10 protein-coding genes and 2 pseudogenes are annotated in these 12432 nt (G+C 37.1%); 4 read left to right on the top strand and 8 right to left on the bottom strand.

Annotated features, from left to right (window positions below):
• Window positions 1–6: 6 nt before the first annotated feature.
• Both OWR28_RS11305 and OWR28_RS11300 read right to left on the bottom strand, forming a co-directional pair.
• Entirely contained in the window at window positions 7–1041 is a 1035-nt protein-coding gene (locus OWR28_RS11305; protein WP_332386681.1) for an aminotransferase class V-fold PLP-dependent enzyme, read from the bottom strand.
• A gap of 593 nt (window positions 1042–1634) precedes the next feature.
• Complete coding sequence (locus tag OWR28_RS11300) at window positions 1635–3107, bottom strand: T9SS type A sorting domain-containing protein (protein ID WP_332386680.1); 1473 nt, start codon at window positions 3105–3107, stop codon at window positions 1635–1637.
• Between the two features lie 19 nt (window positions 3108–3126).
• On the opposite strand from OWR28_RS11300, the gene OWR28_RS11295 reads away from it, so the two are divergent.
• Entirely contained in the window at window positions 3127–3255 is a 129-nt protein-coding gene (locus OWR28_RS11295; protein WP_332386679.1) for a hypothetical protein, read from the top strand.
• Between the two features lie 49 nt (window positions 3256–3304).
• On the opposite strand, the gene OWR28_RS11290 is transcribed toward OWR28_RS11295, so the two are convergent.
• A complete protein-coding gene (locus tag OWR28_RS11290) occupies window positions 3305–4645 on the bottom strand; it encodes a reprolysin-like metallopeptidase (protein ID WP_332386678.1) in 1341 nt (446 codons plus the stop codon).
• Window positions 4646–4986: 341 nt separating this feature from the next.
• Between OWR28_RS11290 and OWR28_RS11285 the strand changes: the two are divergent.
• Both OWR28_RS11285 and blaIND read left to right on the top strand, forming a co-directional pair.
• A pseudogene (locus tag OWR28_RS11285) lies at window positions 4987–5639 on the top strand (metal-dependent transcriptional regulator).
• 248 nt (window positions 5640–5887) lie between these two features.
• A pseudogene (gene blaIND, locus OWR28_RS11280) lies at window positions 5888–6581 on the top strand (IND family subclass B1 metallo-beta-lactamase).
• Between the two features lie 51 nt (window positions 6582–6632).
• On the opposite strand, the gene OWR28_RS11275 reads toward blaIND, so the two are convergent.
• The 5 genes from OWR28_RS11275 to OWR28_RS11255 all read right to left on the bottom strand — a co-directional run bounded on the left by OWR28_RS11275 (window position 6633) and on the right by OWR28_RS11255 (window position 10971).
• Window positions 6633–7808 carry an aminotransferase class V-fold PLP-dependent enzyme gene (locus OWR28_RS11275; protein WP_332386677.1) on the bottom strand — a complete coding sequence of 392 codons (1176 nt, stop codon included), beginning with the start codon at window positions 7806–7808 and terminating at the stop codon, window positions 6633–6635.
• A gap of 98 nt (window positions 7809–7906) precedes the next feature.
• Window positions 7907–9046 carry a hypothetical protein gene (locus OWR28_RS11270; protein WP_002979280.1) on the bottom strand — a complete coding sequence of 380 codons (1140 nt, stop codon included), beginning with the start codon at window positions 9044–9046 and terminating at the stop codon, window positions 7907–7909.
• Window positions 9047–9073: 27 nt separating this feature from the next.
• Entirely contained in the window at window positions 9074–9976 is a 903-nt protein-coding gene (locus OWR28_RS11265; protein WP_332386676.1) for a TssN family type VI secretion system protein, read from the bottom strand.
• Between the two features lie 54 nt (window positions 9977–10030).
• Entirely contained in the window at window positions 10031–10399 is a 369-nt protein-coding gene (locus tag OWR28_RS11260; RefSeq protein WP_332386675.1) for a type VI secretion system baseplate subunit TssG, read from the bottom strand.
• Complete coding sequence (locus OWR28_RS11255; RefSeq protein WP_332386674.1) at window positions 10396–10971, bottom strand: hypothetical protein; 576 nt, start codon at window positions 10969–10971, stop codon at window positions 10396–10398. Before OWR28_RS11255 ends, OWR28_RS11260 begins: the two co-directional genes overlap by 4 nt.
• 448 nt (window positions 10972–11419) lie before the next feature.
• Here OWR28_RS11255 and OWR28_RS11250 point away from each other — a divergent pair, with 448 nt between their 5' ends.
• Window positions 11420–12211, top strand: coding sequence for a S1/P1 nuclease (locus tag OWR28_RS11250; protein WP_047374592.1), 792 nt, complete (start codon window positions 11420–11422; stop codon window positions 12209–12211).
• Window positions 12212–12432 lie beyond the last annotated feature (221 nt).

Raw genomic sequence — 12432 nt, 5'->3', positions numbered from 1 at the left:
GTTTTTTTATTTTAATTCTGTTTCTATAACTTCAATAAAACGATTTACCGCTTCATCCCCTGTACTCCAGGAAGTAATAAGACGAACCGCAGAAAAATTTTCATCTATTTTTTTCCAGACATAGAATTCAAAATTCTCAGACAATACCTCAATAAGATGATGGTGTAAGATGGGAAAAATCTGGTTGGTATAGGTATCCGCAAGAAAAGCAGCTCCCTTTTTCTGTAATGCTTTCTTGATTTTCATAGCCTGCTGATTGGCGTGCTGAGCCAGATCAAAATACAGGTTATCTTTCATCAGTTCCAGGAACTGGATTCCCAAAAGTCTTCCTTTTGCCAGCAATGCGCCCTTTTGCTTGATATTAAAAGCAAAATCTTCCTGCAGAACGGGATTATTAATCACAATCGCTTCACCAATCAAAGCTCCGTTTTTAGTCCCTCCAAGATAAAAAACATCAGTAAAGGCTGCTACTTTTTCCAATGTAAGATCACTGATTTCAGATGTCAGGCCGTGACCCAATCTTGCTCCATCCATAAACAGGAATAAATTATTCTGCCTGCAGAAAGCAGAAAGTTCTTCCAGTTCTTTCGCAAGGTAAATTGTTCCCAGCTCTGTAGAATTGGAAATATAAACCAGTTTAGGCATCACCTGATGCGGCACATTCCTATGATTTTCCAGCACAGGAATAATATCCGACGGTCTCAGCTTCCCATCTGCTGTTTCAATGCTCAGCACTTTGTGCCCCGTGGCTTCAATAGCTCCGGTTTCATTATTCAATATATGCCCGGAAGAAGCTGAAATCACGCACTGATAAGGTTTTAAAATTGAAGAAATAACAATTAAATTAGCCTGCGTACCTCCGGAAACAAAATAAATATCCGAATGCTGATTATTGATTTTCTCCCTGATTAAAGCTTTGGCCCTCATAGAATATTCATCTTCGCCATATCCGGCCTGCTGGTCAAGATTATACTGTAAAAGGGCTTGTAAAATAGCGGGATGGCATCCCTCAGAATAGTCGTTTTTGAATGAAAATTTCATAGAGTAAAATTAAATAGAAAATCCTTCCTATGAAACAACTGGCTATTAAAAAAACACACTATCTGCAAATATCACATTTACCTGATAACATCATCAGGCTGCCCTACCTGAAATCCCTTTTCAGGACTTGCATATATTCTGTATTTCTTTTTGCAGTTTTTTCCAGCGGTTCAATAAAATAAGATAATCCGTTCTCCATATAAGCTCCTGTCAGTTTTCCTGAGGCAATGGTTAAGGTAATAAGCTTTTTACCATCCTCAGATTTCCCTTTAAAACTGTATACCTGCTCTTTCCTTAATGCTTCTGTTGTTCTGTCTGCTGTTATAAATTTTGTTTCCTTTCCGTTTATATCATATAAATTAAAAAAATTTCTTTTTTCCTGCCTTCAGTGAGCTTATTTTCCTTTATAAATTTTTTAGGATTAAAGTTAAATGTAAAGCTTCGGGATTGGCCGGATGCATTGCAGAACAGTGTAAAAAGCAGAAATATTAAAATGTTTTTCATCTTCCTGATACTATATTATTGTACTTATACAAATACTATACAAAAAGAGAGCTATATTGCTATAGCCCCCTTAAATATATAATGATCTGTTATTCTTTGATAACTTTTGACTGATGGATCAATGTTTTATTATTTAATAATTTTAACATATAAACACCGCTCTTGAATTTAGTAAAGCTGATGACTGAATTATCCATCGTATTTTTTTCCATTAACCTTCCTGAAATATCATAAATTTCATAATGTGTTATTTTCTCATCACTATATATCTTAAGAAAGTCTTTTACCGGATTCGGAACCAGGCCAACAGCCTTTCTGGAAAACTCTTTGGTACTTAATGCAGATGTAATATTTAAAGTAATATTGTTTCTGCTTAACTGGTAACAAACCTTGGTTTGATTAAGATCAGCAATAGACTTGTTTAGTAAGGCACTTTCTGCTCCGGTAAATGAAATCCCCTGTACAATATAGGTGCCTATCGGTAAAGTCGTAAAATTGGCTGTTGGACTTGTGGCAGCGATTGTATTGGTAGCCGTATTGATAGCTCCATAGGTAAAGCTAACGCCGACAGGTGCATTTACAGTATCATAAAACTGTCCTGGCCCATTAATGCTAAGTACAACACTTGATCCTATAGGAGTATTGCTCAGGTTTCTTGCAGTCATAAAATACTCCACTCCTTTTTCAAGGTTTACAGTGAATGTTCTGTAGTAGGTAAAGCTGGTACCGGTTCCGGAATGCACTGCATTGGAAGTCATGAAATTAGCCGTTCCTGTCTGATTTCCTTTGTATAGAGTGACAGCCACTCCATTTGGAGAAGGATAGCTTAATGTATAACTTCCGGTTTCTGTTGCCTTGAATTTTAAAGGAAGCATACTTGAGCTTGAATTAAGCAGATAGGGAGCTGTCTGGGTCTGATTAAATATATACCAGCTGTTTGGGCTCATATTTGCAGCGTCGAAAGTCAGTGTTTTAGCGGTATAGATATCATTAGACGGTGTCTGAGGTACCAGATTGAGATTTGATTCCGGACTACCCTGTATTGCTGTTATCACCTTCGGATTTTCCACCATAATGGTTTGGAAAGCATTACAGTTTGAACTGATAATAAAATTAGTATCAGAAACATCAAAAAATTCAGCATAATCATTGATCACTGCAACAACCTTGATTCTGGCTTTATTTGTATAGGGAACAAACGGTAAAGTTACAGCAGCGGTCCCATTATTAGGAACATTTGATGCAAGTACATATGGGAAAGTATCTCCGCCGTCAGTAGAAAGAAGGATATTTACAGTATTTTTCAGAACATTGGTCTGGTTGACATCCCATGTTACATTTATGCTTGTTTCAGCATTCACTGTTATACTTGAATTAGGATAGGTCACCGCTAAAGGTCCCTGATCGGTTACGGTTACCACCACCTGATCGGAATCTGCTCCGCCTGAAACCACACTGTTATCCCTTACAGTAAATCTCATTTTCATTGTTCTTGCTACCAAAGGAAGCGCTTCCGCTTCATTAACGGGAGGGTTATTCTGATTGTTCAGAACAAATTTCATTTTTGGAAAATAACGTTCTGTGGTAATTGTACTCTGTTCAGATCTGAATAGCGGAGCTGTAGTACTGTTTACGGCTGTATATCCGCCGCTACCGTTAATAGTACTGCCAAAAGCACCTTTATCATTAGCAGTGGCAACGTCTACCTGATCCCAGGTATATGAAAGGTTTATATCTTCAGCATCACTGCCTATCCCCTTCAGTTTAAAAGGCGTATTTTTGGAATGCTGACAGCAGTATTCCCTGCATTGGCAGAAGGCGGTGTATTATTAACCACTACAGAAGTATAACAGGTAGAGGACACTGTAAGGGTATTCAAGATCTGATCAATACTTTTGGCATGAAAATAATTCAACCCGTTATTCCCTGTATTGGTTTGATCATTAGGAGTTGTACAGTTATTTTTATAAGCCATTATAGTAGATCCTGAGCCAGGTTCTGTAGCTGCCGCTGAATTCCATCCGAAAGTACAGAATGTAGGGCTTGAAGGTGTCCCTCCAACAGCATTATACGTATGCCCTGCCCCAAACTGATGTCCCATTTCGTGAACGATCAGGTTGGCAGATAAAGATTTCGGCATAGAAAGTGTCCACTGGCTCCAGGCTCTTGCTTTAAGTGAGGCTGTACAAGGACGTGGCCCGGCTTGCCCCTGAGCACTTCCTCCGGCTCCCGGCATAATATTAAAGGTATGGCCGATATCGTAATCTGCATAAGGCAACGTTCCGTTCGTGTTCATCAAGTCAAATCCTGATTGTGAATTTGCCGCCGAAGCAAAAGATGGGTCTATTGTAAAAGGATCTGTGACTCCATCAGTAAAAATCAGGGTTTTATTGGTTGTTTTATCAATTAATGTAAAAGAAATAGATAATTCCGACTCATATATCTGGTTGATAAGGTTCATCATTGCAACCAGTTCTCCAAGAGCTGCATCCTGATTCCCTAAAGCAGTTGTAAATTCACCGGTTGTTGCCACTGCCATCCTGAAAGTTTTCAATGAGCTGCCATAAGGAAATCCTGTTACTGACTTCTGAACATTCAAACCTTTGGCTACAGCCTCCAGACTTTCTTTAAAATCATTTTCATCAGTTCCGCACGTAAATTTTTCACCAAACATTTCAAAAGAGTTGTAAATACGATATTCTCCCTTTTTAGTTTTATAAGGTTCAATAATATAATATCCTGTTCCTGATTTTATCATTGCAGATATTTCATTTCCAACAAGGGTAAGCTTTATCTTATCCTGTCTGTCCTTTGAATATCCGTCAAAAGTGACAATATTATCAAGTTTTCTGTTTAAAAGATTATTCTCAGATAGAATAAACTCCTTTTTCTTACCATCAATAAGTGGTAAAACAATAGATTGACCGCTAATCTTTTCAGAGTTTTTTCTGTTAATATTTACTTTTCTTTTAAAATTATCAATATCGAGTTTAAAGGTGGCCCCCGGAAGATCATCACTGCTTAAACCATTGGGGCTCAATATCTGTGCATTTATAAAAAAAGAGGCACAGATTGAAAGAAAAGTAATTTTTAATTTCATTGCTATAATTTTTGTGAGTTAAGATAGGTAATTATCCAATAAATCACATAAAAATGAAAAAAACATACATATATTATATATTCATTAAAAACAAATATGCATAATCACAATTATCAAAATAATATTCACAAAAAACACAAAAAGTAAAAATATCAAAACCTTCCATTGTTTGTGTAGAAATCTCATTTATAACTACTTTTAAATATTATTCTTATTAAATTGTCACAATAATATATTTTTCTTAAAAAAATGTATTGATCAGTTCAAATAAACTTTTGGTTTATAAGCACAATGGATTTAATATTATTTTGTTAGATTTGTAATGAAAATCATCTAACATTTTGAGAACAACCCTAACAGAAGAGAATTACCTGAAAGCTTTGTTTCATTTAGTTGACAATGAAGGAAAGGTTACAATTAATGAGCTCAGCAAATTTTTGAATGTAAAAATGCCGAGTGTCAATAACATGATGAAGAAATTTGCCGAGAAAAAATGGGTGATTTACGAAACATACAAACCATTAATCGTTACAGAAAAAGGAAGACGGGAAGCTGCCCTTGTTGTGCGTAAGCACAGGCTTACTGAAATGTTCCTGGTTAAAAAATGAATTTCGGATGGGAAAATGTTCATGAGATTGCGGAACAGCTTGAGCACGTGCATTCCCAGATTTTCTTTGATAAAATGGATGAAATTCTGGATCATCCTAAATTCGACCCTCATGGAGAACCTATTCCTGACAAAGATGGTAATATCATTGCTCAGGATCTGCAGAAATTAAGCAGCTGTGAACCGGGAGAAAATGTAACTTTTGCATCTGTTACTCTTTCCGATGATGCTTTCCTGTCGTACCTGAATGACAGGAAACTTCTCCTCAACAGTAAGGTAAAAATTATTAAAATCGAAAGTTTTGATATGTCAATGACAATAGAAATTGATGGTAAGACTGAAATTTTAAGTAAAAAAGCAACTGAGAAGATACTCGTTAAAAAATAATCGTTAAAACTGAAAAAATAAACCTAACAGATTTTAAAACCTGTTAGGTTTGATGTTTATGCAAATCTGCATTTACCGTATTCCTTAAACTGTTAAAAAACGGTTAAACTCCTTCTCTTTAAAGTCGAAAGCTTTATTTTTAGTTAGGTTTGCAAAACAATCTACAGACTTTGTCTTTTCTGACAAATACAAACATTAATTATTACCCAAAAAATTATGAAAAAAGCATTCCGTTGTTTATTATTTCGATGTTGCTGAGTCCATTGGCAAACGCTCAGGACACTCAGGTACGGGATTTTGTGATTGAACCACAGATTAAACCCAACTTTTATATTTACAAGACTTTCGGGGTATTCGGTGGAAAAGAATATTCTACCAATGCCGTTTATCTGGTGACTAAAAAGGAGTTGTCCTGTTTGATGTTCCATGGCAGAAAACACAATACCAAAGCCTGATGGATACTATTCAGAAACGCCATAACCTTCCTTTGATTGCGGTATTTGCTACCCATTCGCATGAAGACAGAGCCGGAGATTTAAGCTTTTATAATAACAAAGGAATCAAAACCTACGCTACGGCAAAAACCAATGAACTGTTAAAAAAAGAGGGAAAAGCTACCTCTACCGAACTTATCAAAACAGGAAAACCTTACCGTATCGGTGGTGAAGAATTTATAGTAGACTTTCTGGGTGAAGGACATACAGCCGACAATGTAGTGGTATGGTTCCCGAAATATAAAATTCTGGACGGAGGCTGTCTTGTAAAAGTAAAGCAGCAGCTGATCTTGGCTACACCGGAGAAGCCAATGTTGCAGAATGGCCGAAAACCATGACAAAACTGAAAAACAAATATTCACAGGCAACCCTGATTATTCCGGGCCATGATGAATGGAAAGGCGGCGGCCATGTAGAGCACACGCTTGACCTTTTAAATAAAAAATAAATATTGCGGGCCCCGGCAAATGCCGGGGCCCGCAATATTTAAAACAGAATGCTACTGAGTGATACTCTTTAAAAGCTCTGATACGATTTCAATTTCTTCCATCGTATTGAAATAATGAGGTGATAAACGGATCGCATGGTCCACATTTTTAGAAGTAAAATCGATTAATGCATCTCCTCTCCGGTTTTCCTTAAAAAATACATTGTTATCACTCAGAATTTTGTGAATTTTTTCCACCTTTCCGTCCGGCTGGCAGAAGGCAATAATACTGCTTAATCTATTCCCTTTATCCAAAACTCTGAAACCACTATTCTGAAGATGAGCCCTTAAAGTCCCTGACAATGTACGATTGTAACGCTCAATCTTATCCATACCAATCGTATTCGCATAACGCAAAGCTTCTGCAAATCCCAGCAACGCTGAATACGGTCTTTCAAAAAGTTCAAACCTTCTGGCGGTATCATTAAGCTGAAAATCATCAAAGGAAGACCATCTGGCTCCGATACTATCTAAAAATAAAGGGTACATATTTTTATCTAAAGCTTTATCGGAAACATACAGAAAGCCTGTTCCTCTTGGTCCGCGCATAAATTTCCTTCCGGTTGCTGTCAGAAAATCACAATGGATTTTTTCAACATCTACCACGATCTGCCCTACAGACTGGCAGGCATCTACAAGATAAAGAATATCATATTGCTTACACAACTTCCCTACTCCTTCTATATTCTGGATTAATCCGGAATTGGTAGGAATATGCGTGACTGCAATTAATTTAGGATTATGCTTTCTGATTAAGTTTTCAAAATCCTCCAGATCAAGCTCATGGTCAGAAAGATTGGCGGCCCTGATGATTTCGATATGGTATCTTTTCTGCAGAGAAATAAAAGCAATCTGATTGGATATATAATCATCATTGGTCGTCATGATACAATCTCCTTCTTTAAAATCAATACTGGACAACGCTTTGGCATAGCCATCGGTAGAACTGCTTACAAATGCAATATTGGAAGGTTTTGTATTGATCAGCTTTGCAGCCTCTTCATAAAACCTGCTGATCTGATCTGAGTTCCGCGTGAAAGCAGCGTATCCTCCAAACTCCTGCTCTTCATATAAAAACTTAACGGTAGTATCTGTAACGGTCTTAGGCATTAATGACGCCCCTGCACTGTTTAAAAATATTTTATCCGAACACCCCGGAGTCTCCTGTCTGATAATCTCTAAATTCATTTCTATCAATCCTTATAACAAATTTACTTTTAATTTTTTCTATACAGGACATAAAAAATCCCGGATTTTCACCCGGGACTCTATTTTTGATAAGTGATTTAATCTAAAACACTCCAGCCTCTCTTAGGATTGGTGTTGGTAGAAACTTCCTGTTCATTAACAATGATATTTTCTTTTCTCTGACCGATGTAATCAAGCTCGCTCAGCTTAGAGAAAATGGTTTCAAGGCTTCTCAGCATCTGTTGAATGTAAAGCAACGGCTCACCACAGTTATGGTGGTCATAATTGGTCTCCGCTACAATAGAAAGCTGGTTCAGTAAAGTATGAGGGGCAATTTCGCTCCACTCTAAACTGTAGTTCAGCATTTCTTCAAGTTCAGCAGGAACAAGAAGCTGGGTTGAGTTGTATAAATGAAGCGCCAGTCTTGCAAAAGACTCAATCAAAAATACAGGCGGCTGCCAAGGGGTAATATTTCTGAACTGGAAATACATATCTCCAAAAGTATTGATCATGGTTGTACACAGGAACTTGACGTTTTGTGCCAAAGCTGTATTCTGATTCTTATGGGACGCTTTCTGAATGATTTTAAAGGCATACTGCTGAAGGTTTCCGATAGACTTTGCATAGCTGCTGTAATAATCTACCAAAGCCGGATGACTTTGTACAGAAGTACATGGCGGAATAAAGTTGGAATCCACCTGGGCAATATTCCCCTTTAAATCTACCTTTCCGATAATAAGGTAATTTCCTCCTGAATAACTGCTGTTCAAAGATGTTACGGGAAGCAGCTCAATATGATGATTCGGCTGTGCACTTGGATGGCGCGGCGGAATTTCCTCAGGGTCAATATCCCCGAAAGGTACTTTATCAAAAGGATTTACAGAGATCAGAATATAATACTCACCATCTGCCTGCTCTTCATTCATTGATTTTGCCAGAGACTTCACACTGATTCTCCTGTCTGTCAGCTCAATACGGTAGCCGGCCATGGTAACTGCACTGCATCGCTTGATTACCAGTTGTACATCATTGGTTGCCGTATTATGGACATCAAAGATGGTACGGTCTGTAAATTCGTTGGAAATAGGCAAAAGCCCGTAATTATATGTAGTAATTCCAAGGGAATTGGAATCTCTGATGGTATCAATTAAGAAGTTATCCTGATCATTAAGGTGTCTCTGGGAAACTTTCATCCCGTCCACCCAATTGATAGCAAAATGTTTAATAGGCTGTATCATGTTTAATACTTTTTAATTTTTTTGTGTTTATGATTTTCTTGCAATTCCTTCCTCTTCATGCTGAATAACCCGCTTACAAATCACCACTTCATTTTCAGAAATGTTGTTTGTGGTAATATCGTGGTCGAAATCTATATACTTTCTAAAGCTGAAAAACGATTTTTTGGTGTAAAAGATCCAGTAATACGGCTCATTTCCTTCGTCTGAAAGATGAATGACAGACCCAGGATTCTTATGGTTGTAATCATCTACCACCCTGTAGAACCAATCTCCGAAAGTCACTCCTGTCGGAAGTGTTTTGGCTTTAATTCTGAAGCGGTTGGTATCCTCTAATTTTTTGCTCAGCTCCACATTCAATACCATTAATCTGTCAAAATCTGCTCCTTCAAAATCAGGCAGTTTCTGCTCCGGAGAATACCTCCATGTCTTGTAAATATCAAAAGGAATGCTGATAAACTGGATGTAACAGTAGTAAAATACCATCGGAACGACAAAAATCAGCATACTTGTTGCTGCCATTACTCCATTTCCCAATCCGTTACTCATCCACTTAAAGATCAGGGTAAAAAGATACCCTCCCAAAGCAATACATGTCAGAGACAGTATAGACTCAAACAAAATGCTCATCGCAAGGGAATCAATATGTTTTTTGAAATATTTATGTAAAAGGTTCACGTGAATAATCCCCAAAATAAGGTAGATAACCTGTGCAATAAGATACCAGTACGGATTAAAAAGGTTTCCGGCAAATCCGAAAAAGCCAGGAACAGCCAGACATAAGCTGCACAGCAATACGTATACAATAATTACTTTAATTTTTATCGCAGGTTTATTTCTCCTGATTACACCGAGTATAACCATCATAATAATAGCGATTAAAGGCATTAAGATATACCTTAAAAAAATACCTTTTACTGAAGAAATTTCCATTTTTTTCTTTTCGAATTTATACTTTGTTGGTAGTTGTAAATATAGTAAAATAATTTAGAGGAATGTAGAGTATCCTAGGCGGCTGGCATTTCTTTCATCGTCTTCAAGACTGAAGGAATATTCTTCCTTTTCTGTAACAAAATTCTCTTCCACATCCACAGTTACCGGAAGAAAATAATCATAAAGAGCCTGAAGTACATTTCTGAAAGGACTTCCCGGGATATACCTCTTCATATCTCTATGAGGAATAGGACCAATGTTCACTACCCAGTTCCGCTGTCCGTCCATGTGAGGACCGCTGGGAATATAGGTAACTCCCAATCGTGAATTTCCTAATAGCATGGAGTCGTCATTTTTCTCGATTTCATCAATAATATTGGGAGAAAAAGTTACTTTTACCGGTACCTGCAGAAAAGCGGTCATACATCTTTCAAACCATCTTTTGTCCCCTCTGATCTGATGAAAAAAGGTAAAATATGCATAAAGATATATGCATTCTGTTTATCCAGCATCTTTATCAGAGGCCAAAGCTCACTTATCGTTTCCAGTAAAGAATCTGTATCGCTTGTAATATCAAACTCAGATTCCTTTAGCAGGGCACTGATTTCCGTAAAGAAGACCTCCAGTTCAAAAGGACGGAAAAATTTGCGCGCATCATCTTCCACTCTTTTCTGCCTGCGGATTTCCCTTACCACAGAATCTACATTTTTTCTGGAAGCTCCAAGAGACGGCGGATGGAACAAACCTTCCGGAAGGTAGTCATAAATGCCCTCCCTGTAAGTCTCTATGGTAAATACTTCTTCATCAAATCCTAAATAACTGCTTGAAATACTTTTGATATCCTTCAGGTATGCACGGTCATTTACGCCGACACGCTCTATGAATATATTGCTTACCGCACGGTGGTATTTCAAGAGATTAACCGCCACAGCTTCAGCCTTAAAGTCTGTCTGCAGCTTATTGTAATGCATATCTACAATATTATTCTCATACATAGTGTTTCCTCTGATTATGACTTGTAAAGATAATATATCTCATAAGTTTGAAAAAATATTTTGGCAATAATTTTATTTTAAAAATACTAATTTATTGACATTAAAAGGAATAATTTCCGGCAAATTCCGTAAAAATACGGTAATTAAAGAGTTTATTTGCTTTTTAAATTTAAAATTATCCTTTCAGGATCAGACGATTAAGGTTCAATGTTTAAATTTAAAGCTGGGAGGAGTTTTATTTTAATCTCTAAAAAAACTTTACAGTCTATCTCTATCAGTCCTGTCATTTATACTTTTTCTGGATTTTTAAGCCTTCAAACCTACCATAATTACCACTTTTATTTACATTAAATTTTATTAACATCATCTTTATGGAATAAATTCAGGATAATGCATGCTCATTCCGAAAGCGGGCCGTATCTTTGCAGACTGAAAATTGTTATTTAAAATGAAAAGTATTTATTCTAAAATTCTGATTTTAGCATTCATGGCCTCTTCACTTTATTCTTATGCGTGGGGATTAACGGGACACAGAGTGATTGCAGACATTGCACAAAACCACCTTTCCCGTAAAGCAAGAAGAGAGATTAAAAAAATCATGGGGAAAGAGCGCCTGGCTTACTGGGCGAACTGGCCGGATTTTATCAAATCTGATACAACAGGCGCATGGAAGCAGGCTTCATCATGGCACTATGTAAACATTGATCCAATGACTGATTTTAAGGCTTTTGAACAAAACTTAAAAGCACAGGCCGGACCAAGCCTTTATACTCAGGTAAACACCCTGTCCAGCCAGATCAAAGATAAAAACACTTCCGAAAAAGACAGAAAAATTGCTTTGATTTTCCTTATTCACATCATGGGAGACCTTGCACAGCCGCTCCACGTAGGAAGAGCAGAGGATTTAGGCGGAAACAAAATCAATGTTACTTATTTCGGGGAAAAAACAAATTTACACTCCGTATGGGACGGAAAATTAGTAGATTCTCAAAAATACAGCTATACTGAATATTCCAAGCTTTTAGATATCAAATCCAAAGAAGAAGTAGCACAGATTCAGTCCGGAACCCTGGAGGACTGGTTGTACGATTCTCATAAAATTGCCAATAAGATCTATGCACAGACTCCTAACGATTCTAAGTTATCTTACGACTACCAGTACAAGTTTAATGAAACGATGGAAAGACAGTTACTGTACGGAGGATTGAGACTGGCGAAAGTGCTGAACGAGCTTTTTTAGTTGCAGGTTACGAATTGCGAGTTTTGGGTTTGCGGGGTAACTCAATAAACCTGAAATAGTACTTTAGATATAAAAACGGGACTTCGGTTTCGTTTTTTTTTTGTTTAAAGTTTAGAGTTCAAGGTTTAGGGTTTAGGGTTTAGGGTTTAGGGTTTAGGGTTTAGGGTTTAGGGAAATTATAAAGTTTGTAAACGAATTTACCTCTTTTATAATTGATATAT

The organism is Chryseobacterium sp. 1B4, assembly GCF_036631475.1.
Lineage (GTDB): Bacteria > Bacteroidota > Bacteroidia > Flavobacteriales > Weeksellaceae > Chryseobacterium.
The sequence above is the reverse complement of the archived record's forward strand: the minus strand, read 5'-3'. Positions and strand labels throughout refer to the sequence as shown.